Below are 24,985 nucleotides of genomic sequence, written 5' to 3' on the forward strand. Positions count from 1 at the left end.
GGATTTCTTTTGCCCTTTCACAGATTATCATACCTTTGCGAATATAAATCTAAGGAAGGCAAGGTTATGATAAAACATCTTTTTTTAATATGGGGACTGCTTGCGGCACTCACTGCTGAGCCGGTTCTGGCTTGTACATCTGCCGTCGTTTCTGGAAAGGTTACTCCTGACGGCCGTCCGTTGCTATGGAAAAACCGTGATACGGACTATCTGCGAAATCATGTTGCTTATATAAAAGGGGAGAAGTATAACTTCATTGCCGATGTGAATAGTGCTAACTTTCCTGCCTTGAAAGAGGCATGGATGGGTACAAACTCCGTTGGTTTTGCCTTGATGAACACCCAATCCTACAATCTGGTGGAAGTGAAAGATGGGGAAGAACGGGGGGCAGCCAACGGGAGGATTATCTACCGTGCCTTGGAGGTTTGTGCCACGGTGGAGGATTTCTGCCATTTCCTCGATACCATTTCCAAGCCCAGCTTGATAGAGGCCAATTTTGGCGTAATCGACGCTCAAGGCGCTGCCGCCATGTTTGAGGTGGATTATTATAAATATACGATGTATGATGCCAATAATCCCAAAGATGCTCCTTACGGCTACATTGCCCGTACCAACTTCTCTTTTGCCGGTGAAGTGAATCGGGGGGCGGGTTATGTGCGCTATATGGAGGCAGACCGGGTACTGATGAGAGCTTCTGCAATGGGGGGAATTACGCCGCAGGGTATCTTCAATGATCTTTCACGTTCGTTTCGCAATGGCATGCTCGATATTGATTTGAAGAGCGGGAAGTTTAATCGCCCGCAAGGTTCCGGTTGGTTTGTCGACCAGGATTTTATTCCCCGTAACAGCACTTCTTGTTCCATTGTGGTGCAGGGCGTAAAACCGGGTGAGAAGGCGGAACTTACTACGATGTGGACAATGCTGGGATATCCTCCTACGGGTATTGCCGTGCCGCTTTGGGTGAAGGATGCGGATAGACTTCTGCCTCCGATGGTATGTTGGGACAAGGCGTGTGCCGCCGCTCCGCTCAGTGATTGGTCACTCCGGCTTTCCAACAATGTCTTTTGTTATAATCAGGGGATGGGAACCAATCGTTATCTGAATTGGGAAAAACTGTACAATATGGAGAATAATGGCTATATGCAGCAGCTTGTTACGGTAGAGGCAGAGGTGTTTCGCCGTACATGCCTATTGTTGGACAGCTGGAGACAGCAAGGAAGCATTGATTCTCAAGAAATGCAGAAGCTTTATCAAGATGTGGAAGCACTTGTCCGAAAGGCTTATACGCCTTTGATGGAACAATGACAGTATTCCAGTATTTCCCCTTCCTGCTCCGGGTGGAACCAGTGGATTTCCTCGTCCCGTTTGAACCAGGTCATTTGCTTACGGGAATAGATGCGTGAGTTCTGCTTTATCTTTTCGATGGCAAAGGGTAATGTCCATTCACCATCCAGGTACTTGAATATTTCTTTGTAGCCTACTGTATTTAGGGAATTTAGACTTTTATGCGGGTAGACCATGCGCGCTTCTTCCACTAAACCCTCTTCCACCATTTGGTCCACCCGGCAGTTGATGCGTTCATAAAGCTCTTCCCGGTTACGTGTTAATCCTATTTTGATGATACGGAAGGGGCGTTCTTTCTTTTGTTGAGTGCGGAAGGAAGTGTAGGCCTTTCCCGTCATGTAGCAGATTTCCAAAGCATGGACTACGCGTTTGGGATTCTTCAAATCTACTATTTTGTAATATTCCGGATCCAACAGCTTAAGTTCCGCACAAAGTCTTTCCAGACCTTCTGTTTCGTATTTGTGCAGCATGAGCTGGCGTGTATCGGCATCTACGGTCGGAATGTCGTCAATGCCTTTACAGACTGCATCTACATACATCATTGAGCCTCCGGTCAGCAGTACGGTGTTATGCTTTGTAAACAGGTCTTCCAGCAGCTTCATCACTTCCGCTTCGTATTGGGCGGCACTGTAATAGTCTGTCAGCTTCAGGGTACCGACGAAGTGATGCTGTACCCGTTGCAGTTGCTCCGGTGTAGGGGCAGCCGTGCCTATCTTTAAATCTGCATAGAGTTGTCTCGAATCGGCCGAGACGATACAAGTATGGAAATGTTCTGCCAATCGGAGGCTGAGCTCTGTTTTGCCTACTCCGGTGGGACCGATAAGTACGATTAGGGTGTGCATGCGGGTAAAAAAATAGGCACGGATTACGCGGATTACACGGAATATTCAATAACAACCGTGTGTTTCCGTGTAATCCGTGCCTAAAAGAAATCTGTATGGTATGTCTGTTTAATATTTCTCTTCTTCAAAGGAGTTTCCGGCTTCGTCCAAACCGCCGAAACCCTCTTTGTCGAAATCTTCCATATCGAAGTCCTGGTCGCCGTAAAAGTTTTCGTCCAAATCAAGGGAACCGCCAGCAGCTGCCATCTCTTCAAAATCAATGGTCTGCTTGGGAGCTTCACCTGCCTTCTTGGTGCATTTGGCTCCTTTCATTTCCTTTCCGGTAATGATTTCAGAAAGCTCGATGAAGAAGCAGCGCTCAGTCATATAATCGAATACATAGAGAAGTTTCTGCTTCTCGTCTTCAACCAGTTCGCTCAACTGGGTCTCTTTCATCACCCAACTGTCCATTTCCGGATTGTCATCCATTTCTTCCAGCGTAATTTCTTTCTCTTTCTCCCAGTCATCATCGCAAATGAAGAAAGAAGTCATCTGGTCGTTAGTGTAGCCTGCCGACTTTAGAATCGCTTCATGGAAGTCATAAAAGGTAGCTTCCGGGTCTATCTGTATTTCTCTGACAAAATCGTCCACCTCATCAGAGATGATTGTAAATCTGTAGATCATGATGATTTATAATTTATGATTTCTGACTTTGTGTAAATCATACGTTTTTCATTTTCCTGCGGGGATAATGCCGCGGGCTGATTCACGTATAAAGTTTACAATATAGCTTATTTCCGGTGTCATTTCCATTTCATCCTCGATTTTCTTCAAGGCATCCGTATTGTTCAGACCGCCTTGATAGATAATACGATAGGCATCATGGATTTTCTCAATGGTCTCGTTGGAGAAGCCACGGCGGCGTAACCCTACCACATTGATTCCCGCATAGCAGATAGGCTCGCGTCCGGCAATGATGTACGGCGGGATGTCCTTGCTGAAACGGCAGCCGCCTTGTATCATTCCATAACCGCCCACATGGCAGAATTGGTGCATCAGTACATTGGCACTGATGATGGAATAATCGTCGATGACAATTTCACCCGCCATTTTTGTAGAGTTGCCAATGATACAGCTGTTGCCTATCAGAGCATCGTGGGCCACGTGTACACTTTCCATTAGGAGATTGTTGTTGCCGACGATGGTTCTGCCTTTGGCAGCTGTACCGCGGTTGACAGTTACGTTTTCACGTATGATATTGTTGTCTCCGATTTCAGCAGTGCTTTCCTCCCCTCTGAACTTTAAATCCTGGGGAATAGCACCGATAACGGCTCCCGGGAAAATGGTGTTTCCATTGCCAATGCGTGCACCGTACAGAATGTTGACATTTGCCATAATCTTGTTGTTATCACCGATTACCACATTCTTGTCAATGAAAACAAAAGGAGCAATCTCTACGTTTTCCCCGATTTTGGCTTCGGGATGAATATACGCTAAGGGACTTATCATATTATTTACGATTTAGCTATTTACGATTTACGATTGAGAATACTTGCGATTTACTGTATATACGATTTTATCCGAATGTGATAATTCTCACGAATAATTTGAATCGTAAATCGTAAATAGTCTAATCGTAAATTTTATTATTTGTTCTTAACTATTTGCGCCATAAACTCTGCTTCGCAGACAACTTTTTCGCCTACAAACACATAGCCTTTCATGGTAGAGATGCCGCGGCGTATGGGGGCCATCAGCTCTACACGGAAGATGAGGGTATCTCCAGGTACCACTTTCTGGCGGAATTTCACACCGTCAATCTTCATGAAGTAGGTGGAGTAACGTTCCGGTTCGTCCACTGAATTCAGTACAAGCAAACCTCCCGTCTGTGCCATTGCCTCTATCTGCAACACACCGGGCATTACGGGTTCCTGCGGGAAGTGTCCCTGGAAGAAAGGTTCGTTGGAAGTTACGTTCTTGACACCTACAATGTAGTTGGCACCTATTTCTATGACTTTGTCCACCAATTGCATCGGGTAGCGGTGGGGCAGAAGTTCGCGGATGCGGTTTACATCCATAATCGGTTCGCGGTTGCAGTCGTAGGTAGGGGCTTGTATTTCGTGCAAACGGATTTCCTTGCGCATCTGGCGGGCGAACTTATTGTTGATAGTGTGTCCCGGGCGGGTAGCGATGATACGGCCCTTGATGGGCTTGCCTATCAAGGCCAGGTCACCGATGACATCAAGTAACTTGTGGCGGGCGCATTCATTGGGCCACACCAAAGGTTTGTGGTTGATATATCCCAATTGTTTGGCGTCCATATGAGGAACACCCATCACGTCGGCCAGCTTGTCATAGTTCTCCTGGGACATTTCGCGTTCGTAAATAACAATCGCATTGTCAAGGTCGCCGCCCTTGATAAGACCGGCTTGCAGCAACGGCTCAATTTCGCGTACAAACACGAAAGTACGGCTTGCGGCGATTTCATCCTTGAACTTCGTCATGTCCTCCAGCGTTGCAAACTGGTTGGGGAGGATGTTGGAATCGTATGATACCAATACATTCAAGCTGAAGTTCTCGTCCGGCAACACGATGATGGAAGAGCCGGTTGTTTCGTCACGGAATTCAATTTTGGACTTGATGATATAGAAATCTTTTACGGCATTTTGTTCTACAGTGCCTACGCGCTCTATTTCGTTGACATAATATTGGGCGCTTCCGTCCAGAATGGGAAATTCCGGTCCGTTTACCTGTATCAAGCAGTTATCGATACCCAATGCATAGAGGGCTGCCATACCATGCTCCACTGTGCTCACCTTTACTCCGTTTTTGGAGATTACAGTTCCACGGGTAGTTTCGGATACGTTGTCTGCAACGGCATCGAAGGTAGGCTGTCCTTCCAAGTCGATACGTTGGATTTTGTATCCATGGTTATCCGGAGCAGGATTGAAAGTAACGGTTAGGTCAAGTCCCGTATGAAGACCTTTTCCACTAAGCGAAAAGCTATCTTTTAGAGTCTTTTGTTTTAACATTGGTTACTTATTTAATAGTTGTTTAAGTTCATTCAATTCTTTGCGGAGCTGGCGCAGTTCCACTTGCATTTCCGGCAAACTTCTTTGTGCGATGGATGCCTTGAAATATTGTTTCAGCTCCATAGGAGGGGTACCGATAAGCTGGCTACCGTCCTTTATGCTACTGGGAACACCAGACTGTGCGCCAAGGTTCACTTTGTTGCCAATATGAATATGACCTGCAATGCCTACCTGCCCGCCGAACATGCACCATTCTCCTATCTTGGTAGAACCTGCTACACCTACTTGCGCCGCCATTACGGTGTGGGAGCCTATTTCATCATTGTGTGCCACCTGAATCAAATTATCCAGTTTCACACCGCTATGTACGATGGTGGCTCCCATAGTAGCACGGTCCACACACGTGTTGGCACCGATTTCCACATGGTCTTCCAGGATAGTGATACCTATTTGCGGTATTTTTTCATAGCCCTCGGAAGTGGGGGCGAAGCCGAAACCGTCTGCACCGATAACGCAACCGGAGTGCAAGATGCAGTGGTTTCCTACCCGGCAATCGTGGTAGATGGTGGAGTTAGCGTAAATAATACAGTCATTGCCCACTTTGGCACCGCTGCCAATCGTGACGTGCGGATGAATGACCGTATTGTCTCCCACCTCTGCGTATTCGCCAATGCAGGCAAAAGGCGCAATGTAAACATCCTTGCCAATTTTAGCTGTCTCGGCAACAAAGGCCAGAGAGTCAATTCCCACCCGCTTTGGCTTGCTTTGCTCATAAAGATTTAGCAATTTAGCAAGACTTTCATACGCATTGTCCACTTTAATCAGGGTGGCTTTCACTTCTTGTTCCGGAACAAAGTCCTTGTTTACCAGAACAATGCTTGATTGGGTTTCGTATATGTAGGGGGTATATTTGGGGTTGGATAGAAAGGAGATGGCTCCCGGTATTCCCTCTTCGATTTTCGCAAAGGTGTGAACGGTAGCATTCTCGTCTCCAACAATTTCTCCTTGGATAAATGTTGCAATTTGTTTAGCAGAGAACTCCATGTCTTATTCTTGTTAGATGGTTTCAAAACGCAAATAACGGACTTTTTTTTTATATTTCCTTGTCCTGAGGTGAATATTTTATACTTATCTATGCAAACGTTGGTAGCATAAGTAGTACTTTTTTACTTTCTTGGACAGAAGAGAGATATTGAGCATATCCGATGCTTCGGCAATATTCTTGATGCTGCCGTCGTTGTAGAGGATGTCAATACTGTCATCTGCCTCGTCGTACATATTCTTCTCGATGCTGGGGGTAGAGATGAAATATCTCGCTTCGGAGAGAGGGATGTTCAGTTGTTCACTGATTTGCAAAGTTAGTTCTTTTTTCCGTTCCTCACTAATAGGTTCGGTAGAAATCTCGACTTTGAAGATGTTTCGGTTAATCATGCCGGCGCTCAAGGTGGACAAAACCTTGTCCGAATGGCGGCTCCATACCTTGAGGGCAGTCCAGATGTCATTATCGTCCAACTGAATGAAATTCTCCAAACATTCGGGATTGTTGTAGAATGCCTCCCGGCTGATGTCGTTGTATAGAAAGAATTTCAAGGCGGGTGAGGCAAAGAGGTCTATGCCGCGGCTTGCCAGTTCCTTGGCGCGGAGCAGGGTGCTAATCAGCATTTTCTCGTAGGCAACGGAGGTTTTGTGCAGATAGACTTGCCAGTACATCAGGCGGCGGGCAGTGAGGAAGTTCTCAATAGAATAGATGCCTTTGGACTCTACTACCAAGTGGTCATCCTTTACATCCAGCATCTTGATAATGCGGGCGGAGCCAATGTTGCCTTCGGTCACTCCGGTATAGAAGCTGTCGCGGCGCAGGTAGTCCAGGCGGTCCATATCCAGTTGCCCGCTTACCAGTTGGTGCAGGAAGCGCTTGGGGTATTCATCCTTGAAAATTTGAATGGCGAGTGTCAACTGTCCGTTCATTTCCTTGTTGATACGTTCCATCAGCATCAAGGAGATGTCTTCGTGGGAGACGCCCTGCACGATGGTATTTTCCAGTACGTGGGAGAAGGGGCCGTGGCCGATGTCGTGCATCAGGATAGCGGCTTCCACAGCTTCGGCTTCGCTGTCGAAGATAAAGTTTCCTTTGGTGGCAAGTTGCTGGATGGCCTCACTCATCAGGTAGAAGGCTCCCAAAGAGTGTTGGAACCGTGTATGCTGCGCACCGGGATATACGACAGAGGACAACCCCAGTTGCTTGATACGGTTTAGACGTTGCAAAAGAGGATGTCGTACAACATCGTACAACAACCCCTTTGGTATGTTGATGAACCCGAAGACAGGGTCGTTGATAATCTTTCTTTCGAACATTAAGCGTTAGTCGTTAATCACTTTTTTCAACTCTTCCGCCATCTGTGCCTGCACTTCTTGGGCTGCTTTTCGGCTGGCGGCGGCGAAGTTCTCTGTCTTGTCCACGTAGATGATGCCACGGCTGGAGTTGACAATCAGGCCGCAAGTCTTGTTCATGCCATACTTGCAGACTTCTTCCAGGGAGCCGCCTTGTGCGCCTACGCCGGGAACCAATAGGAAGTGTTCGGGAACAATCTTGCGGATATCTTCGAAGGCGCGGCCTTGTGTGGCGCCTACTACGTACATCATCTGTTCGTCACTGGCCCACTCCTGGGATTTGCGGAGCACTTTTTCGAAGAGGCGTTCGCCGTTGGTGTCTTCCGTCAGCTGGAAGTCGTGCGAGCCTTTGTTGCTGGTCAACGCAAGCAGGATTACCCATTTGCCTTCGTACGTAAGGAACGGGGTCACACTGTCTTCGCCCATGTAGGGAGCTACGGTTACGGAATCTATATCCAGCTCTTCGAAGAAGGTACGGGCATACATGGCAGAGGTGTTCCCGATGTCACCGCGTTTGGCGTCGGCGATGATGAATTGGTCGGGATAGTTCTGCTTGATGTAGTTTACGGTTTTCTCGAAAGCTATCCAGCCTTTCACGCCCATGCTCTCATAAAATGCCAGATTGGGCTTGTAGGCGATGCAGAGGTCGGCAGTAGCGTCGATGATGGCTTTGTTGAAAGCGAATATAGGGTCTTCCTCTTTCAGAAGATGTTCGGGTATTTTCTTGATGTCGGTGTCAAGACCTACGCAAAGGAATGACTTCTTGCGCTTGATGTTCTCGAATAATTGCTGTTTGTTCATATTATTTTTTAGTTACGGGTTACTTATCACTGCCTTACAGTTCGCTCTCTTTCAGTCTTTCTGCATTTTCCGCCACAATCAGGTGGTCGATGCAGTCTTGGATGTCTCCGTCCATGAAGGCGGCGAGATTGTAGATGGTGTAGTTGATGCGGTGGTCCGTGATGCGTCCTTGCGGATAGTTGTAGGTGCGTATCTTGGCGGAGCGGTCGCCAGTGCTGACCATCGTCTTACGCTTGGAGGCGATGTCGTCGATGTACTTCTGGTGTTCCTTATCGTAGATGAAGGTACGCAAGCGCGAGAGGGCGCGTTCCTTGTTCTTGGGCTGGTCGCGCGTCTCGGTACATTCGATGAGGATTTCTTCGACTATGCCTGTGTTGGGATTCTTCCAGTTGTAGCGCAGGCGCACGCCGGATTCCACCTTGTTCACGTTCTGACCGCCGGCACCACCGCTTCGGAAGGTGTCCCACTTGATTTCACCTTCGTTGATAACTACGTCGAACTCTTCGGCTTCGGGAAGCACGGCTACGCTGGCGGCTGAGGTGTGTACCCGTCCTTGCGTTTCTGTGGCCGGTACGCGCTGCACGCGGTGCACGCCCGATTCATATTTCAGTGTGCCGTATACATTGTCGCCCGTCACGGAGCAGACAATTTCCTTGAAACCGCCGGCTGCACCTTCGTTGGCGCTGGATATCTCCATTTTCCATCCCTTGGATTCGCAATACTTGGTGTACATGCGGAAGAGGTCGCCGGCAAAGATTGCCGCTTCGTCACCACCCGTGCCGCCACGAATTTCGAGGATGGCATTACGGCCATCCTGCGGGTCGGCGGGGACGAGCAGCAGCTTTATCTGCTCTTCCAGTTCCGGTTGGCGGGCTTGGCAGGCATCCAGCTCTTCGCGTGCCATTTCCCGTATCTCCTGGTCTGTTTCGTTGGCGATAATTTCTTTGGCTTCTTCTATGCCGCCCAGTACTTGCATGTACTCTTTGCGGGCATTCATCAGGTCGCCCAGTTCTTTATATTCTTTGGTGAGCTTGACGTAACGCTTCTGGTCCGCAATCACTGCCGGGTCTGTAATCAAGGTCGACACTTCTTCGAAGCGGGCGACAAGCCCTTCCAGCTTTTCGAGTATGGTATTGTTGTCTGCCATATATTTAATACTTGAACTCTCCGAATTCGCTCTTGATAATCAGTTCTTTCTTGTCGCTTTCTTCCACGCGGCCTACAATCTGTGCATCGATGTTGAAACTCTTCGAAATAGCAATCACCTCTTCTGCATGTTCGGGAGAGAGGTACACTTCCAGGCGATGCCCCATATTGAACACCTTGTACATTTCGCTCCAGTCCGTATCGCTCTGCTCCTTGATGGTCTTGAACAACGGTGGAACGGGGAAGAGATTGTCTTTGATGACACGGCAGTTGTCTCCCACAAAGTGCAGTACCTTGGTTTGTGCGCCGCCCGAGCAGTGTACCATACCGTGGATTTGGGGACGGAGCGCATCGAGCAGCTTCTTAACTACCGGTGCGTAGGTGCGGGTGGGGGAAAGTACCAGCTTTCCTGCATCCAGCGGACTGTCTTCGACACTGTCTGTCAGTTTTAGCTTGCCACTGTATACCAGCTCTTCGGGTACAGCCTTGTCATAGCTTTCAGGGTATTTCTCTGCCAGGTATTTGGAGAATACATCGTGGCGTGCGCTGGTCAGTCCGTTACTGCCCATACCGCCATTGTATTCTTTCTCATAAGTAGCCTTTCCGTAAGATGCCAGACCTACAATCACATCGCCCGGACGGATATTGGCATTGTCTATAACATCTGAGCGCTTCATGCGGCAGGTCACTGTCGAGTCTACGATAATGGTACGTACAAGGTCGCCCACGTCGGCTGTTTCGCCACCGGTGGCATAAACGCCTACACCCATTTCACGGAGTTCGGCAAGCAGTTCGTCCGTACCGTTGATGATGGCGGAGATTACTTCGCCGGGAATGAGCAGCTTGTTGCGTCCGATGGTGGAAGATACCAGAATGTTGTCTACCGCACCCACACAAAGCAGGTCGTCGATGTTCATAATCAGTGCATCTTGTGCAATGCCTTTCCACACACCCAGGTCGCCGGTTTCCTTCCAGTACATATAGGCAAGACTGGACTTGGTGCCTGCTCCATCGGCATGCATAATGTTGCAATACTCCGGGTCACCGCCCAAAATGTCGGGGATAATTTTGCAGAAAGCCTGCGGGAAAATACCTTTGTCGATATTCTTGATGGCGTTGTGCACATCTTCCTTTGATGCGCTGACGCCTCGCATCATGTATCGTTGATTACTCATGAGATAATAGGTTTGTTCAATTGAATGTGCAAAGATACATCTAATCTTCTACAACACAAAGCGAGGCACAAAGTTTCTCGCCTTTGTGCCTCGCTATAGAGTTGTGTATTTATCAGAATTGTACCTGGGGAGCTTGTTCCGCTCCTTCTGCCGCTTCGAAATAAGCTCGTTTCTCAAAACCGAAGAGACCGGCAAGGATATTCTTGGGGAAACGGCGAATGGCTGTATTGAAGTTCTTGGCTGCATTGTTGAAGTTGGTACGTGCTACGTTGATACGGTTTTCCGTACCTTCCAGCTGTGCCTGCAGTTCCAGGAAATTCTGATTTGCTTTCAAGTCCGGATAGTTCTCCGTGATGGCAAGCAATTTACCGAGGGCGGAAGTCACCGCACCTTGTGCTTTCTGATATTCAGCCAGCTTTTCCGGAGTAAGGTCTGCAGCATCCACTTTGATTTGAGTGGCTTTGCTGCGGGCTTCTACTACACCTTCCAGTGTTTCCTTCTCGTGCGTGGCATATCCTTTCACGGTATTCACCAAGTTCGGAATCAGGTCGGCACGGCGTTGGTATTGGGTTTCTACGTTCGACCATTGTCCGCTGACATTTTCGTCCATGGTTACGAGTCCGTTATAGCCAGTTACCCCCCAAATGGCGAGAAGAGCTATAACAACGATAATGATAATGGTTGATTTCTTCATACTTTTCATTTTTAGGCCTCACCTCCGATTCCTCTCCGATAGAGAGAGGGGAGGAGGGGAAGGCAGTTATTAATCATTTAATTATATTCTATGTAAACGTTTTATTTTCTTCCAGTATCCTCGAAGGTGTGTCAAAACGGTTGATGGCACACAGATGACACATCCTCGGCGTTAGAACCGGGAACCGGCTCCACCGCCACCTCCCATACCGCCTCCGAAGCTGCCGCCGCTGAAGCCTCCTCCGCCACCTCCGCCGAAGAGACCTCCACCACCGAAGATGACCGGACCACCTCCGCCTCCTCCCCGGTAATTTTCATCGTATGACTGCTGGCGGCGCACTACTTTATGTCCGCAATTGCGGCAGGTGTAGGTCACATCTTCCGTTTTCACTCCATTGCGGCGTGAGATGAGTACGCTGCTGCTACGTTGCAATTTATGTTGTCCGCAGTTGGGGCATTTGTTGGCAGCGCGTTGGGCAAGGATACCTATAATAGATGCCACTGCGAGGAAACCGATAAGCCCCAGTAGGATACCTCCTACGGAGAGGTCATCCTCCTCTTCCGTGTCATTCACCATAGTGCCGTCAAGACGTGAACAGACTGCCTTTACACCCGCTACCATTCCGGCATCCCAATTACCGTCTTTCAGATAGGGAATCATGTATTTGGTCTGTATGCGTTTGCAGATGGCATCAGGAAGGTCCCCTTCCAAGCCGTATCCCGTATAAAACTGGATGCAGCGTTGGTCGGTTACCAGCAGAATGACCAAACCGTTGTTTTTCTCTTTTTTCCCTACTCCCCATTCATTGAGCAGCTGATGTGAGAAATCAAAACAGTCTTCTTGTCCGATGGAGGGAACAACGGCAACTACCGTTTCAATACCAGTCTGCTGCTCCAATGCATAGAGCATACGGTCTATATTGTCACATGCCTCCGTTGATAGGATTCCGGCTGGGTTGCACACATAGCGTGTCTTGTCCTGAAGGTGTACTTTAGGAATATTCTTAGTGGTGTAGACTTCTTGTGCCTGCAAGGATAAGAGCAGGCATAAGAAGGATGCTATAGAAATAAATCGTCTCATACTACCAATATTTGTTGCGGCGAAGATAGGAAAAATCACGTCAATGTATGTATTTCCCTACGAATTTCTTTACATGCTCGGTGTATTCCTGCGGATAATCCTTGTAAGACATGGCATGTGTGGCACCGGGTACAATCCATAATTCTTTGGGTTCGGGCTTGGCTTCATAGAGGGGATAAACCATCCACGTCGGTACAAAGGTGTCGGCATCACCGTGGATGAAGAGCATCGGCAAAGTACATTTCTTTACTTGCTCCAGGGCAGAAGCTTCGCGGAAGTCCCACCCGTACTCCTGCCGGCAAAGCCAGCTTGCAGTATGCAGTAGGGGGAAAGCGGGCAGTCCGAACTGTTCTTTCAACTCCCCGCGAAACTCATCCCATACGCTTGTGTAACCGCAGTCTTCCACAAAACACTTGATGAATGGCTGTTGGTATTGTCCGTGTTCCACTTCGCCGGATACCATCATGGTGGTGGCGGCTCCCATGGAGATGCCGTGTACTACCATCTTTGTACTGCGGGACGCTATGCTGTCCGCATGGTTGCGTCCGAAAAGCTCATCGGCGGTCTCGGTCCATTGCAACACGTCGAGCCGGTCTTTCCAGCCCATCTGTACATGGTTCCCTTCGCTCATCCCGTGTCCGTAAAGGTCGGGCAGCAGGATGTTGAACCCCATCTCCTTGCTGTACAGATAGCCTATCATCAGCATGCGCACGGCATTATCCGTATATCCGTGTACGATGACTGCTGTTTTGAGGGTGGGGTGGGCGGCGGCAACGTAGAGTGCATGCAGCGTCTCTCCGCGGTCGTTCTCGATGTAGAAGTCCTTCAGTGCTCCTGCGGTCATCAGGCTATCCACCCAGGGGTGCAGTTCGGGATAGCGCTCGTACATGAAATCGTAGGATGCGGCTATGTTGCGGCTGCGTGAAACGAGGTCGTCCGGTTTCAGGGAATAGCCCAGCATATAGTACCCTCCGCACAACAGTACGGTGCAGAGGGCAGCCAGACCGAGAATCGAATATTTTATGGCTTTCTTCATTATTTATTCCAAATTTCCCATGCAGCAAAGGCCTGCAGCAGCAACATCTCCAGTCCGTTCTTGGTGACGGCTCCTTGTGCCTGGCCTTTCTTCATGAAGAGGGTTTCGTTTGGATTATATAACAAATCGTAGAGCAAATGGTTGGGAGTCAGTAGCTCGTAAGGAATGTTGGGGCAGAAGTCCACTTTGGGATACATGCCTACTGGGGTACAGTTGACAATCACTGTGTACTCTTGCATGATTTCCGGTGTCAGTTCCTCATAAGTGAGGTATTTATCCTCTTTCTTGGCGCGTGATACGAAGGTACTTTTTATACCCAGGTTCTCCAGCCCGCGATATACGGCTTTCGATGCGCCGCCGGTGCCCAGAATCAAGGCTTTTTTGTGATGTGGTTGCAAAAGTGGTTCTATGGATTGTGTAAATCCTATGATGTCGGAGTTGTAGCCAACCAGTTTCACTTTGCCTTTGGGAAGGCGGATAATCTTAATGACATTGACGGCGCCTATCTTGGCCGTGTCTTTGTCCAGTTCGTCCAGGTAGGGGATGACTTGCTCCTTGTAAGGGATAGTCACATTCAGTCCACAGAGGTTGGGATTTTCCTCGATAACTTCCATGAAATCCTCGATACGTGGAATTTCGAAGTTTACATATTCTGCATCAATATTTTCTGCCTTGAATTTCTCATTGAAATATCCGATAGAAAAGGAATGTTTCAACGGGTAACCTATTAAACCGTATTTCTGCATAATATTTTAGTTATTGATTGAACTATATTCGTTTGTTTATGGAGTACATTATTGGTCGGAAGTAGTTGAGGAGGTGATTACCGGTTCTTTGATGATAACAAAACCTCCGAATTGCAATCCGTTGTCTTTTCCGTTCAAACAGAACTTTCTGTCGAATACGGGTTTATTTTTTGATTTCCAGGTCAGTTTGCTAGAGAAGGTGATGACGTCTTGAGTACCATCGTTCCAGTCTATTATCACTTTTTCGTTATCGAATGTATCGTCGCCATTGAATTCTCCAAAAGTGAGAAAGTATTTGCCAGTTTCAAATTTCATTGTTTGCAGACCGTTGAAGTGTGCAAGGTAAGCTTTGGTTTGGTTTATAGGAACGTCCTTTTCATAAATTTTTCCATTATAGATTGCCTTGATTCCTTGCTTGGCAATGTTGCCGGGAGTTTTAGGATTCAACAAATCATTACCTTGAACATCTTGTACTGCGATATGCAGTTCGATAGGAGCAAAATCCCATATCATATCATCACTTCCCGAATCATCGCAAGCTGTGAAACCGGCAACGCAAAGGAGGGAAATAAATAATAAATAGAGGGTGTGTGTAGCTTTCATAAGGTCTCTTTCTTATATAAGTTTCTTCTTTTTATTTAGTTGCCACATAAAGTGTACATATCCCGAAAGTCAGCCGCTTGAAGTGCACTTCGCTGAAGCCTGCCTTGCGGATAACTCCCTGCATCACTTCTCCTTGCGGGAAGGCGCGAATACTTTCCGGTAGATAGGTATAGGCGCTGTTGTCTTTCGAAATACATTTACCGAGCAGGGGGATAACGACTTTGGAGTAGATGGTGAACAGTTGTTTCATCGGGAAGCGGTCCGGTGTAGAGAGTTCCAGTATGACGAGATGTCCGCCGGTCTTTAGTACGCGGCACATCTCAGACAGTCCTTTGTCCAGCCCTTCGAAGTTGCGGATGCCGAACGCTACGGTCACGGCGTCGAAGCTTTCGTCGGCAAACGAGAGGGAGGTGCAGTCCTCCCGGGCAAATGAAATCTTGTCCGAGAGGTGCGCCTGCTTTACTTTTTCACGTCCCACGTTCATCATGCCTTCCGAGATGTCGGTGCCAATCAGGCTATCGGGTTGCAGTTCGCGGCATGCAAGGATGGCGAAATCGCCGGTGCCGGTAGCTACGTCCATAATGCGCCGGGGGCGGAAAGGACGTAGGTACTTGATTGCTTTCCTACGCCAGCTGCGGTCAATACCCATGGATAGAGTGTGATTCAGCTTGTCGTAGGCAGGAGCGATGTTGTCGAACATTTCTTCCACTTGTTCGCTCTTCTTGCCGTCATTGCCGTAGGGCTTGATGTGTTCTTGGGGGTAATCCATGATTTTTTAATGTGCTAATGTGCTGATATGCCAATGTGCTAATTGGCTGCGCTATTATGCCGCAAGGTCATTAGCACATTGGCATATTATCACATTAAGTAATTAGTTACATTCTTTTCAATGCGTTCGGCAATGTTGCTGGTATCTTCCTTTACAAACTTCTCGCCGGTGATGTGTTCGTACAGTTCGATGTAACGTTCACTGATTGAAGTAACGATTTCGTCTGTCATTTCCGGTACTTGCTGTCCTTCTTTACCTTGGAAGCCGTTGTCCATCAGCCATTCGCGTACAAACTCCTTGGAGAGTTGCTTTTGCGGTTCGCCGTTGGCAAAACGTTCTTCGTAGCCTTCGGAGTAGAAGTAGCGGCTGGAGTCGGGCGTATGGATTTCGTCCATCAGGTAAATCTTGCCGTCGTGCTTGCCGAATTCGTATTTGGTATCTACCAGAATCAATCCGCGTTCAGCTGCAATCTCGGTGCCGCGTTTGAAGAGGGCCATGGTATATTGCTCCAATACGGCATATTCTTCGGGTGTAGCCAGACCTTGTGCCAGGATTTCTTCTTTGGAGATGTCGGCATCGTGTTCGCCAATCTCGGCCTTTGTGGTCGGGGTGATGATGGGTTCGGGGAATTTCTGGTTTTCCTTCATCCCTTCGGGCAGTTTCACGCCGCAGATTTCACGTACGCCGCTCTTGTAGGCACGCCATGCGCTGCCGCAGAGATAACCGCGTACAATCATTTCTACGGGGAATCCCTCGCACATCACACCTACCGTCACCATCGGGTCGGGCGTAGCCATTTTCCAGTTGGGACAGATGTCGGTTGTGGCATCCAGGAATTTTGCTGCAATCTGGTTCAGCATTTGTCCTTTGAAGGGAATACCTTTCGGCAATACTACGTCGAAGGCTGAGATGCGGTCGGTAGCTACCATGACCAACTTTTCACCATTGATGTTGTACACATCACGAACTTTTCCGTGGTACACGCTTTTCTGTCCGGGAAAGTTAAATTCAGTTGCTGTTAATGCTTTCATCTTTGTAATATTTACGATTTGAGAATTTACTGTTTCTGTTCAATCTTGCTATCAGCTTGTTCGGCTTTGCGTCGTTCACGCTCCGCTTTCGCTTCCTTGTCGAACTTCTCGTAGGCCTCCACAATCTGAGTTACCAACTTGTGGCGTACGATGTCTTTCTTGTTCAGCTCCACAAAACTGATGCCTTTTACGCCTTTCAGAATCTTCAGTGCCTGCACCAGACCGGAAGTCTGGGAAGAAGGCAAGTCAATCTGCGTCATGTCCCCCGTGACAATCATCTTGGTGTTCATGCCCATGCGGGTGAGGAACATCTTGATTTGCTGGGTGGTCGTGTTCTGCGCTTCATCCAGAATGACAACGGCATCGTTCAGTGTACGTCCGCGCATAAAGGCGAGAGGGGCAATCTGGATGATGTTCAGCTCCATATACTCTTTCAGCTTGGCGGCAGGTATCATGTCCTGCAGGGCGTCATAGAGTGGTTGCAGATACGGGTCTATCTTGTCCTTCATGTCGCCGGGCAGGAAACCGAGCTTTTCTCCGGCTTCTACGGCGGGGCGGCTGAGGATGATTTTCTTTATCTCCTTATTCTTTAGTGCCCGCACGGCAAGCGCGATGGCGGTATAGGTTTTTCCTGAACCGGCAGGACCGATGGCAAACAGCATGTCATTCTTGGCAAATGCCTCTACCAGCTTCAGCTGGTTCTCGCTGCGCGGGATAATCGGCTTTCCGGTTACGCTGAATACAATGACATTGCCCGACTTTTCCGCTTGCGGGGCATTGCCTTTGATGATGTCTATAATGACCTCTTCTTTCAAAGAATTGTATTCGGCACAGTATTTCTCCAGTTTGGTGATGTTTTCCTCAAATGCACACATTTCCTCCTCATCACCCAATACTTTGATGACATTGCCGCGGGCAACAATGCGGAGCTTGGGATACAAGGCTTTTATCAGCTGCATGTTGGCGTTGTTTACGCCATAAAATATTACCGGGTCAATATCTTCAAGAACAATCAGTTTTTCTATCATTGATATGTTTTAAGTTCAATTCGTTCTTTTAGTGAAACGTTCTGCAAATGTAGTGAAACGTTTGGATACTTAAACAGTTCCATTGGGTATTTTTTTTGCAGTGGCTTCGGGTAGATTGTCGGTAATTGTTGCACGACGATGCCGTTTCCTTTTTTTGAGCATCCGATACGTTGTCGGTTCAGCGTCTGTTCCTTCATGTTGAAGATGATATTGGGGTCGAAGTGCTGCCCGTTGACGCGTGTCTCGAAGTGCAGATGCTCAGTAGAGGCGCGTCCGGTGCGTCCGGTCAGTGCGATGGGCTGTCCGGCTTTGACTGTGTCGCCACAATGTACAAGGTTTTTGAAGTTGTGGCTGTATATCGTTTCCAGTCCGAAGTCATGGCGTACGACGACGACATTGCCGTAGGCGCTATAAGGCTTGGACATCCGTACTACGCCGTTGAAGGCACTCCGTATGGTGTCTTTGGCGCAGGTCTTGATGTCTATGCCGCTGTGGCGTCCCCGCCCCCGTCCGTAAGGGGAGATGACTTTTCCTCCAGGCAGGGGAAAGGAGTATTCCGTGTCCGGAATGTCCTCCAAAGGTAGCTCTATCAGTTCTCTTTGCGAAAACAGTCCCGGAGTGGCAACGCGAATATGGTTGGTTTCCATGGCGGAAAAGACCGTTTTCTTCCCTTGTGCCGTGGCACCAAGGGCTATGAGCAGGAGAGGGACAAGAATACGGATTTTCATTTATTCAAAATATTGTATACTCCCACCGGTAGAGGAAGCATATTTCTCCAACAGTTCCAATATCATTTCGGCTGCTTCTTTCAGACCTTCCTGCCCGTTGTAGCCGTTGACAATGGCAAGGATATGGCGGGTTTCAAGTTTCATCTTGGTGCGTTCGTGGTCGCTGGTCGGGGTACCGATACCGCCTATACGGTCGCGGTAGACGGGCAGCCCTTCTATGTTCAGCATGCCGCGGCCTATACCCTCGAACGATTCCTCGGCACGTCCTATGCCCAGCTCAAGGTCGCTTCCTTGTATCTCGTCGGCATCAAATCCGCCGATAGAGTGGCCCGTACGTAGGGAGACAAGGTTGATAAGGTCTACCAACGTATCTATCTGATAGAGTTCCAATCCGCGCAGCAGTCGCCGTCTCAGTGCTTCGGCCGAGGGACGGTAGCGGCTGGGGTCCTTGCCGCAACGTTTGTAGGCTTCGCGGGTGGCGGCAATGACGGGTTGGTACTTGATGCTGTCCGTGGTTTCACGGGCTCTTAGCTCTTGGGTGAAAGTTGCGATTTCCTGCCACAACCCTTCGCAATATGGGGTATTTGTCACTTCGGCAAATACGGCTGCACCGCGGAATTCGGGGCAATTCTGCTTGATTTCTTTAGAAAGTGTGATATGATACATTAATGCAATCCGTTTGAATGGGTTAACATGATTCCCGACAATATCCTTCCGGATTTGATACCCATCCGGCGTGCCGAGAAAAACTCTTCATATTGGGTAAAAGTACATATATTGGCTGTCTCCACTTGTGCGGAAGGTACTCCGAAGTCCAGTAGTTGCAGTCGGTTGGCAGCCCATAGGTCGATATGGTATTTGTGGGTGGCGGGTTTCCATTCGGAGATGTAATCCATCTGGAAACCGTTCTTGCGGAATGCTTCATAGACTTCGTCGCCTACCTCGAAGGCGGAAAGGGAGATGCCGGGGCCGATGCAGGCTATCACTTCTTTGCCCTCTGTGCCATAGCGGGCACGCATCTTGTCGAGTGTGTGGCCGAGGATGTAATTCACAGTGCCGCGCCATCCGGCATGAACAGCGGCTATCACGGCATTCTTCCGGTCGTAGAGCAGGATGGGAATGCAGTCTGCCGTAGAGATGCAGATGCAGCAGCCCGGTTCACGGGTTATCAGTGCATCAATGCCCTGCAACATGGAGTGGCGTTCTTCTGCTGTTGCATGCAGATAAGTTCCGTCAATGACAAGTGCCTTTGTCCCGTGGGTCTGAAACGGGATGACCAGTTCTTGGGGGCGTTGGGGCAGGGAAGAACATACTATTTCCTGGTTGCGGCGTACAGCTTCGGCTTCGTCTCCCGTGTAAGGTGTACAGTTGAGGGAGGCATAGTTACCTTGGCTGCATCCACCGTGGCGGGTGGTTACAAAACAAGAAATGCCGGGATATGAGGCAAGCAGCTCATATCCCAACATTTTCCTATCTTCTGTAAGAGGAATCATTTTTTATCTTCCTCCCAATCTTCTTCGTATTCAAAGTCCTCGAGGTCCTCTATGTCCTCGTCGTCGTTGACGTATTCATAGCTGAGGTCCTCGTCCTCACCCTCTTCTTTCAATTCTTCCTGCAGGTGGCTGAGGTCTTTGGCGCGATGGGCAATGCTGTCCACTTTGCCTTCTATCTTATTACTTTCCTTGTTCAGCTCTTCCCAAAGGATGTCTTTCAGCGTAGAGATGCCCATGCCGGAGACAGCAGAGATGAATATATGCGGAATCCCTTCGGGCAGTGTCGGCTCTATCTCGTCCATCAGTTCCTGGTCGAGCATGTCGCATTTGGTGACGGCAAGCACTCTCTGTTTGTCCAGCATTTCGGGGTTGAAAGTGCGAAGCTCGTTCAACAGGATTTCGTATTCCTTACGGATGTCGTCACTGTCGGCAGGCACCATGAACAGCAACAATGAGTTGCGCTCGATGTGGCGCAGGAAACGCAATCCTAAGCCTTTGCCGGCACTGGCTCCTTCGATGATGCCGGGAATGTCTGCCATCACAAACGATTTGCTGTCGCGATAGGACACGATGCCCAGATTGGGTTCCAGCGTTGTAAACGGATAATTGGCGATTTTGGGCTTCGCCGCAGAAACGGATGCCAGTAAAGTAGATTTTCCTGCATTGGGGAAACCTACCAGACCGACGTCTGCCAGCAGCTTCAGTTCCATGATTACCGTCAACTCCTGCATCGGTTCGCCCGGTTGTGCAAAGCGGGGAGCCTGGCGTGTGGCGGTTTTGAAGTGCCAGTTGCCCAGACCTCCGCGTCCGCCTTTCAGCAGGATGACTTCTTGTTCGTGCTCGGTGACGTCGCAGATATATTCACCCGTTTCGGCGTTGTACACCACCGTGCCGCAGGGAACTTCAATCACCTTGTCCGCTCCGTCTTTCCCGAAACTGCGGTTCTTGGAACCGGATTCTCCGTGACCTGCCAGGATGTGGCGATCGTACTTCAGATGGAGTAGCGTCCAGTAGTTGCGGTTACCCCGCAGGATGACATGGCCTCCTCGTCCTCCGTCACCTCCGTCGGGGCCTCCGTTGGGTATGTATTTCTCACGCCGCATATGCGTAGAACCTCGTCCGCCCTTTCCGGAGCGGCAATATATTTTTACGTAGTCAACAAAATTCGATTCAGCCATATTCTGTTTTATTGTTATTTCACTGCGTCAATAGCCTTGCAAACATCGGCAAAGATTTCTTCCAATACGCCGAAGCCCTGGATGTGTTGGTATTTGCCGTCCTGCTTGTACCAGTCAATCAGCGGAGCTGTCTGTGAGTGGTAAACCACCAGACGCTTCTTGATTGTCTCTTCATTGTCGTCTGCACGTCCTGATTCTTGTCCGCGCTTGATAAGGCGTTTCATCAGTTCTTCTTCGGGCACGTCGAGGTCGAGCATTACGCTGACTTCCTGTCCGCGTTCGGCGAGCATCTTCTTTAATGCTTCAGCCTGGGCGATTGTTCTGGGGAAGCCGTCGAAAATCACGCCTTTGCTATCCTTGAAGCTGTCGAATACGCTTGCCAGAATATCAATCATCAACTCATCGGGAATCAACTGGCCCTGGTCGATATAACCTTTAGCAGTCTTGCCCAGTTCTGTACCGTTTTTCATTTCAGCACGGAGCACGTCTCCGGTAGAGATGTGGTTGATGCCATACTTTTCTACAATCTTTTTACTTTGTGTTCCCTTACCTGAACCGGGAGCACCAAAAATTACAATGTTCAACATTTGCTTAGTTATTATTTAATGATTTACTATATTATGTCTGTATCAGTCTACTACAGTATAAATGTCGGGATAGTTGCGCCCGAAGCCGTCATAATCCAACCCGTAGCCCACGATGAAATCGTTCGGAATATTCATGGCCACATATTCTATGTTCAAATCAACTTTCAGCTTATCGGGTTTCACCAGTAGAGAGGCAATATGAATCTCCCTGGGACCGCGAGTGCCGAGGGTGTCCAGTAAGCGTTGCATGGTGAGTCCCGTATCTACGATATCCTCTACAATGACCACTGTACGGTCTGTGAGGTCTTCATTGATGCCTATTACTTCCTTGATTACCCCGGTAGAGGATACTCCTTGATAAGATGCCAATTTGACAAACGAAATTTCGCAGGGAATCGTGATTCGTTTCAGCAAATCGGAGGTAAACATGAACGAACCGTTCAGTACGCTGAGGAATAGAGGATTCTTTCCTGCCAGGTCGCGGTTGATTTCGTTCGCTACACGGGTTACTTCTTTCAGTATGTCCTGCTCCTTGATGGAGACTGTGAACATCTTGTCTTTTATTTGTATGGTATCCATAGATGGGATGTTTTTAGAAAGTTGGGGCAAAAATACGATATTTGTTTGAAAGTGAAAAGTTTTGTTCTAGTATATTCTCAAAGGGCTATGAATTAGTTGGATCCGTTACTAAAAACCAGTTTATGAATGCATGGTTTTCATCAACGGAATCGGATGCAATTTCAACCTTGGAAAATTCAAATCCGAGAAACTGACAGAACTTTTTTGTAGTACGCGTCAGGAATAGACAGATAAAACTTTCCACTGGAGTAGAGAACAGTCTAGAATAGTGAAATGTAAAAAATAAGTGGTGTGTGTCGGTTGTCGGCTGACAGAACCAGACAGCTATGTCAATAACTTTAGGAAACTCTTATTTCTCAGTTTCTGGAGATATTGTAACTCCGGAGTAAGACGATATTCAGCTCGAATATTTGTAATGCCATAGTTCCCGACGCTGGACTTTCTTGTAATTTTATTAAGCCAAGACGGTGCTCCCACCGATTATGGTTATAGAATTTCGATTTCTTCAGCTTCTTATGATTTTTCTTCCGGTACAAGCTCTCATTGCATGTAAACTTGTCTATAGGTCTTCTGTAGATGTCGGATCCGAAAATTATGTATCTGCAATATCCTTCGAAGGAACAGTGTTTATGGTGAAAATATTACAGATTTTCATTGATTGATAAGATGCTATGCCAGATAATGGTAGCGGAAGACCTCTTGAAGATAGCATCTGTCGTTACTTCTTTCTTGACTAGGTTTTGTCAGAATCTTGTGTCGATACTGCTATTTCTGATTGGTTATGTATGGTTGATGCACTAATGACAGAAAAAAACAATGCTTAGGAGTAAGAAAACAAAGAGAAATATGTTGAAAAATGTACTCCAAAAGTTTTTTATCTAACCTTTGGAGTACATTTTATTTGAGACAGCTTTCTTTCGACTTTTTATTTTTTATGTTGGAGAATTCGGGATTAGCCGATTCTTCTTTCTGCTTTTCTGTTCCTACTCTAGAAGTGTAACTTTCCTAATCTTCGTTATGCTCGTAATATCTCCGAGTATACCCTATAGATTCCATCTTCTCTTTAATTGATAGTTTAATTATTTGCATTCTTGAATTCAATGTAGGGCAATACTGGAAATCGGTTATCATGATACTAATTTATTCTGTCTTTTTATCAGTAACCAATTACAGATTCGCTTTTTTATATATAATAATTGTGTTTTTGGTGTAAGTCTTGTCATTTCCATTATGATGGCAACGGTCGTCTTAAATTTCGAACATTCTGCTCCGTGCCAGCATGCAGGCTCCAACTACACCAGCCTTGTCTTTTAACTTGGAAACAGTCACCGTGGCGTCTTTGTTGACCAGATTCAATGAGTATTTCCTTATTGCCGTTTTGATTGGCTGTACTATATAGTCTCCCGTCGATGATAATGTGCCTCCGATTATTACCAGTTCCGGATTGAATATGCTGATCAGTCCTGCTATTTGCCTTCCCAACTTTTGGCCTATTTCTTCCACTATCTCAATACATAGCAAATCCTCTTTATTGACTGCAGTGATGATTTCGTCCAATGTGGGTGGATTTTCTATAGTTCGTTTTGACAGTATGGAACTTTCTCCTTTACCGATTCTTTCCAATAGGATGCGGTGCAGTGCCGAACCTGAGGCTTCCGTTTCCAGGCATCCTTTTTTGCCGCAATGGCACAGTATTTCATTGTCGAATACATTGACGTGCCCGAATTCTCCGGAAAATCCGGATTTTCCCGTGTATACCTTCCCGTCTATGATGATGCCAATTCCAAGTCCCCAGCTTATATTGACAAAGATGATGTCTTTTTCCCCTTTGACGCATCCTTGCATATGTTCTCCATAGGTCATGGCCCTTGTGTCGTTGTCTATACAGACTGGGTACCCTATTTTTTCATTCAGCACATCTGCCAAAGGACGCTCTGAAAAGTTGAACATACTGAAACTGTATCCTGATTCCGGATTTACTCTTCCAGAGATGTTGATGCAGATGTTCATTATCTTCTTGTCATTGATTTCTGTTTCCTTTATGAAGCCTCGAATGAGTGCACATAGTTCTTCCAAAGCCTCTTGTGTATTTTCGAACTTGTACGGTATGTTCATCCTGATTTCCACCATATCTCCCTTGAAATTGATTAGTCCTATGTTTATGGCAAATTTTTTAATGTCCACCCCAATGAAGTATCCTGATTCTGGGTTGAGCCCGTATAGGCTTGGGTGACGGCCGCTACTAGTCTCCAGTTTTCCATAGTCATTTATATAGTTGTCCTCACACATTTCATTGATAAATTTGGTAATTGTGGGCACACTTAGGTCAAGTTCCTTGGCCAAATCAGTAATAGTGGAGCTTCCATTATATATATAATGTGTGATGATCCTTTTTTTTAAGAGTGCATTCTTGCTCCCGGTTTCCATTTCTTTTAATAAATCCTGCTTCATTAGTGTATATTTTTAAATTATTCGCCTTATTTTTATTTTATATATTGGTATACTAAAGTATATGGGTTAATATTATTGTATTCTGTCTATTGTTTTGCAATTTATTTAGTAATAACCGGTTAATATATGTTAAATATATGGTATATATTAATTAAATACTTTATTAAGTATTGCAAAGATAATAAATATATCTATATTTGTGACGTGATAAATGAATAATAATGGTTAATGTCCATAACGATGAAAAACATAATTGGATTTTTTTCTAAAAT

The 24,985-nt window shown here is 47.4% G+C and carries 25 protein-coding genes; 1 reads left to right on the forward strand and 24 read right to left on the reverse strand.

The genetic code is table 11. The features are described from left to right. Positions 1–66: 66 nt before the first annotated feature. The gene (locus DWZ67_RS13710) at positions 67–1,305 is read left to right on the forward strand and encodes a carcinine hydrolase/isopenicillin-N N-acyltransferase family protein (RefSeq protein WP_057088471.1); all 1,239 of its coding nucleotides are present in this window, start codon (positions 67–69) and stop codon (positions 1,303–1,305) included. Here the strand turns inward: DWZ67_RS13710 and miaA are convergent. From miaA to DWZ67_RS13830, 24 genes are all read right to left on the reverse strand, one after another. Next, positions 1,281–2,186: a tRNA (adenosine(37)-N6)-dimethylallyltransferase MiaA gene (miaA, locus tag DWZ67_RS13715; RefSeq protein ID WP_005823716.1), complete on the reverse strand. Its 906-nt coding sequence runs from the start codon at positions 2,184–2,186 to the stop codon at positions 1,281–1,283. The two genes, DWZ67_RS13710 and miaA, sit on opposite strands and share 25 nt — an antisense overlap. 108 nt (positions 2,187–2,294) lie before the next feature. After that, positions 2,295–2,849: an IS1096 element passenger TnpR family protein gene (locus tag DWZ67_RS13720; RefSeq protein WP_005823714.1), complete on the reverse strand. Its 555-nt coding sequence runs from the start codon at positions 2,847–2,849 to the stop codon at positions 2,295–2,297. A 48-nt stretch (positions 2,850–2,897) separates the two neighbouring features. Continuing rightward, positions 2,898–3,674: an acyl-ACP--UDP-N-acetylglucosamine O-acyltransferase gene (gene lpxA / locus DWZ67_RS13725; protein WP_005823711.1), complete on the reverse strand. Its 777-nt coding sequence runs from the start codon at positions 3,672–3,674 to the stop codon at positions 2,898–2,900. A gap of 137 nt (positions 3,675–3,811) precedes the next feature. Continuing rightward, positions 3,812–5,197: a bifunctional UDP-3-O-[3-hydroxymyristoyl] N-acetylglucosamine deacetylase/3-hydroxyacyl-ACP dehydratase gene (locus DWZ67_RS13730; protein ID WP_005823709.1), complete on the reverse strand. Its 1,386-nt coding sequence runs from the start codon at positions 5,195–5,197 to the stop codon at positions 3,812–3,814. Between the two features lie 3 nt (positions 5,198–5,200). After that, positions 5,201–6,241: a UDP-3-O-(3-hydroxymyristoyl)glucosamine N-acyltransferase gene (gene lpxD, locus DWZ67_RS13735; protein ID WP_005823705.1), complete on the reverse strand. Its 1,041-nt coding sequence runs from the start codon at positions 6,239–6,241 to the stop codon at positions 5,201–5,203. 84 nt (positions 6,242–6,325) lie between these two features. Then, entirely contained in the window at positions 6,326–7,552 is a 1,227-nt protein-coding gene (locus tag DWZ67_RS13740) for an HD domain-containing protein (RefSeq protein WP_005835351.1), read from the reverse strand. Positions 7,553–7,558: 6 nt separating this feature from the next. Further along, positions 7,559–8,389: an orotidine-5'-phosphate decarboxylase gene (gene pyrF, locus DWZ67_RS13745; protein ID WP_005835353.1), complete on the reverse strand. Its 831-nt coding sequence runs from the start codon at positions 8,387–8,389 to the stop codon at positions 7,559–7,561. Between the two features lie 34 nt (positions 8,390–8,423). Next, the gene (gene prfA, locus DWZ67_RS13750; RefSeq protein WP_120139096.1) at positions 8,424–9,536 is read right to left on the reverse strand and encodes a peptide chain release factor 1; all 1,113 of its coding nucleotides are present in this window, start codon (positions 9,534–9,536) and stop codon (positions 8,424–8,426) included. 4 nt (positions 9,537–9,540) lie between these two features. Then, the gene (locus tag DWZ67_RS13755; RefSeq protein WP_005835357.1) at positions 9,541–10,710 is read right to left on the reverse strand and encodes an AIR synthase-related protein; all 1,170 of its coding nucleotides are present in this window, start codon (positions 10,708–10,710) and stop codon (positions 9,541–9,543) included. A 112-nt stretch (positions 10,711–10,822) separates the two neighbouring features. Continuing rightward, on the reverse strand, positions 10,823–11,404 hold the full coding sequence (locus DWZ67_RS13760) for a LemA family protein (protein ID WP_005835359.1): 582 nt from the start codon (positions 11,402–11,404) through the stop codon (positions 10,823–10,825). Between the two features lie 171 nt (positions 11,405–11,575). Continuing rightward, a complete protein-coding gene (locus DWZ67_RS13765; RefSeq protein WP_016272585.1) occupies positions 11,576–12,484 on the reverse strand; it encodes a TPM domain-containing protein in 909 nt (302 codons plus the stop codon). Between the two features lie 40 nt (positions 12,485–12,524). Beyond that, a complete protein-coding gene (locus DWZ67_RS13770; RefSeq protein ID WP_016272586.1) occupies positions 12,525–13,520 on the reverse strand; it encodes an alpha/beta hydrolase in 996 nt (331 codons plus the stop codon). Next, entirely contained in the window at positions 13,520–14,266 is a 747-nt protein-coding gene (locus DWZ67_RS13775; RefSeq protein ID WP_022401723.1) for a shikimate dehydrogenase family protein, read from the reverse strand. Before DWZ67_RS13775 ends, DWZ67_RS13770 begins: the two co-directional genes overlap by 1 nt. Positions 14,267–14,314: 48 nt before the next feature. Continuing rightward, on the reverse strand, positions 14,315–14,869 hold the full coding sequence (locus tag DWZ67_RS13780; protein ID WP_022401722.1) for a hypothetical protein: 555 nt from the start codon (positions 14,867–14,869) through the stop codon (positions 14,315–14,317). A gap of 31 nt (positions 14,870–14,900) precedes the next feature. Next, positions 14,901–15,638 (reverse strand): bifunctional demethylmenaquinone methyltransferase/2-methoxy-6-polyprenyl-1,4-benzoquinol methylase UbiE, encoded by a 738-nt coding sequence (gene ubiE / locus DWZ67_RS13785; RefSeq protein ID WP_022401721.1) that lies wholly within the window; start codon positions 15,636–15,638, stop codon positions 14,901–14,903. An 89-nt stretch (positions 15,639–15,727) separates the two neighbouring features. Next, positions 15,728–16,669, reverse strand: a complete 942-nt coding sequence (locus DWZ67_RS13790; protein ID WP_022401720.1) for a phosphoribosylaminoimidazolesuccinocarboxamide synthase — start codon at positions 16,667–16,669, stop codon at positions 15,728–15,730. Positions 16,670–16,695: 26 nt separating this feature from the next. Further along, entirely contained in the window at positions 16,696–17,697 is a 1,002-nt protein-coding gene (locus DWZ67_RS13795) for a PhoH family protein (RefSeq protein WP_005823681.1), read from the reverse strand. Then, positions 17,694–18,425, reverse strand: coding sequence for a M23 family metallopeptidase (locus DWZ67_RS13800; RefSeq protein ID WP_044468574.1), 732 nt, complete (start codon positions 18,423–18,425; stop codon positions 17,694–17,696). Before DWZ67_RS13800 ends, DWZ67_RS13795 begins: the two co-directional genes overlap by 4 nt. Continuing rightward, entirely contained in the window at positions 18,426–19,091 is a 666-nt protein-coding gene (locus DWZ67_RS13805) for a B3/4 domain-containing protein (RefSeq protein ID WP_117749139.1), read from the reverse strand. After that, positions 19,091–19,918 (reverse strand): peptidoglycan editing factor PgeF, encoded by an 828-nt coding sequence (gene pgeF, locus DWZ67_RS13810; protein ID WP_009037100.1) that lies wholly within the window; start codon positions 19,916–19,918, stop codon positions 19,091–19,093. Before pgeF ends, DWZ67_RS13805 begins: the two co-directional genes overlap by 1 nt. Continuing rightward, positions 19,915–21,096, reverse strand: coding sequence for a GTPase ObgE (gene obgE / locus DWZ67_RS13815; protein ID WP_005823673.1), 1,182 nt, complete (start codon positions 21,094–21,096; stop codon positions 19,915–19,917). The genes pgeF and obgE overlap by 4 nt, the downstream gene beginning before the upstream one ends. Before the next feature lie 14 nt (positions 21,097–21,110). After that, entirely contained in the window at positions 21,111–21,683 is a 573-nt protein-coding gene (locus DWZ67_RS13820; RefSeq protein ID WP_120139098.1) for an adenylate kinase, read from the reverse strand. A gap of 42 nt (positions 21,684–21,725) precedes the next feature. After that, complete coding sequence (hpt, locus tag DWZ67_RS13825) at positions 21,726–22,262, reverse strand: hypoxanthine phosphoribosyltransferase (protein ID WP_005835372.1); 537 nt, start codon at positions 22,260–22,262, stop codon at positions 21,726–21,728. Between the two features lie 1,248 nt (positions 22,263–23,510). After that, positions 23,511–24,713 carry an ROK family transcriptional regulator gene (locus tag DWZ67_RS13830; RefSeq protein WP_005835379.1) on the reverse strand — a complete coding sequence of 401 codons (1,203 nt, stop codon included), beginning with the start codon at positions 24,711–24,713 and terminating at the stop codon, positions 23,511–23,513. Positions 24,714–24,985 lie beyond the last annotated feature (272 nt).

Source organism: Bacteroides sp. AF34-31BH (assembly GCF_003602795.1).
In the GTDB taxonomy this organism is placed as follows: Bacteria; Bacteroidota; Bacteroidia; order Bacteroidales; family Bacteroidaceae; genus Bacteroides; species Bacteroides uniformis.

What these genes read in the sequence shown, in the direction of transcription:
- DWZ67_RS13740 (WP_005835351.1), bottom strand. Translation starts at nt 7,552, where the DNA reads ATGTTCGAAAGAAAGATTATCAACGACCCTGTCTTCGGGTTCATCAAC.
- DWZ67_RS13775 (WP_022401723.1), bottom strand. Translation starts at nt 14,266, where the DNA reads ATGCAGAAATACGGTTTAATAGGTTACCCGTTGAAACATTCCTTTTCT.
- DWZ67_RS13790 (WP_022401720.1), bottom strand. Translation starts at nt 16,669, where the DNA reads ATGAAAGCATTAACAGCAACTGAATTTAACTTTCCCGGACAGAAAAGC.
- pyrF (WP_005835353.1), bottom strand. Translation starts at nt 8,389, where the DNA reads ATGAACAAACAGCAATTATTCGAGAACATCAAGCGCAAGAAGTCATTC.
- DWZ67_RS13805 (WP_117749139.1), bottom strand. Translation starts at nt 19,091, where the DNA reads ATGTATCATATCACACTTTCTAAAGAAATCAAGCAGAATTGCCCCGAA.
- obgE (WP_005823673.1), bottom strand. Translation starts at nt 21,096, where the DNA reads ATGGCTGAATCGAATTTTGTTGACTACGTAAAAATATATTGCCGCTCC.
- DWZ67_RS13720 (WP_005823714.1), bottom strand. Translation starts at nt 2,849, where the DNA reads ATGATCTACAGATTTACAATCATCTCTGATGAGGTGGACGATTTTGTC.
- DWZ67_RS13760 (WP_005835359.1), bottom strand. Translation starts at nt 11,404, where the DNA reads ATGAAGAAATCAACCATTATCATTATCGTTGTTATAGCTCTTCTCGCC.
- DWZ67_RS13830 (WP_005835379.1), bottom strand. Translation starts at nt 24,713, where the DNA reads ATGAAGCAGGATTTATTAAAAGAAATGGAAACCGGGAGCAAGAATGCA.
- ubiE (WP_022401721.1), bottom strand. Translation starts at nt 15,638, where the DNA reads ATGGATTACCCCCAAGAACACATCAAGCCCTACGGCAATGACGGCAAG.
- DWZ67_RS13820 (WP_120139098.1), bottom strand. Translation starts at nt 21,683, where the DNA reads ATGTTGAACATTGTAATTTTTGGTGCTCCCGGTTCAGGTAAGGGAACA.
- DWZ67_RS13800 (WP_044468574.1), bottom strand. Translation starts at nt 18,425, where the DNA reads ATGAAAATCCGTATTCTTGTCCCTCTCCTGCTCATAGCCCTTGGTGCC.
- DWZ67_RS13770 (WP_016272586.1), bottom strand. Translation starts at nt 13,520, where the DNA reads ATGAAGAAAGCCATAAAATATTCGATTCTCGGTCTGGCTGCCCTCTGC.
- DWZ67_RS13765 (WP_016272585.1), bottom strand. Translation starts at nt 12,484, where the DNA reads ATGAGACGATTTATTTCTATAGCATCCTTCTTATGCCTGCTCTTATCC.
- miaA (WP_005823716.1), bottom strand. Translation starts at nt 2,186, where the DNA reads ATGCACACCCTAATCGTACTTATCGGTCCCACCGGAGTAGGCAAAACA.
- prfA (WP_120139096.1), bottom strand. Translation starts at nt 9,536, where the DNA reads ATGGCAGACAACAATACCATACTCGAAAAGCTGGAAGGGCTTGTCGCC.
- hpt (WP_005835372.1), bottom strand. Translation starts at nt 22,262, where the DNA reads ATGGATACCATACAAATAAAAGACAAGATGTTCACAGTCTCCATCAAG.
- DWZ67_RS13755 (WP_005835357.1), bottom strand. Translation starts at nt 10,710, where the DNA reads ATGAGTAATCAACGATACATGATGCGAGGCGTCAGCGCATCAAAGGAA.
- DWZ67_RS13795 (WP_005823681.1), bottom strand. Translation starts at nt 17,697, where the DNA reads ATGATAGAAAAACTGATTGTTCTTGAAGATATTGACCCGGTAATATTT.
- lpxA (WP_005823711.1), bottom strand. Translation starts at nt 3,674, where the DNA reads ATGATAAGTCCCTTAGCGTATATTCATCCCGAAGCCAAAATCGGGGAA.
- pgeF (WP_009037100.1), bottom strand. Translation starts at nt 19,918, where the DNA reads ATGATTCCTCTTACAGAAGATAGGAAAATGTTGGGATATGAGCTGCTT.
- DWZ67_RS13730 (WP_005823709.1), bottom strand. Translation starts at nt 5,197, where the DNA reads ATGTTAAAACAAAAGACTCTAAAAGATAGCTTTTCGCTTAGTGGAAAA.
- DWZ67_RS13780 (WP_022401722.1), bottom strand. Translation starts at nt 14,869, where the DNA reads ATGAAAGCTACACACACCCTCTATTTATTATTTATTTCCCTCCTTTGC.
- lpxD (WP_005823705.1), bottom strand. Translation starts at nt 6,241, where the DNA reads ATGGAGTTCTCTGCTAAACAAATTGCAACATTTATCCAAGGAGAAATT.
- DWZ67_RS13710 (WP_057088471.1), top strand. Translation starts at nt 67, where the DNA reads ATGATAAAACATCTTTTTTTAATATGGGGACTGCTTGCGGCACTCACT.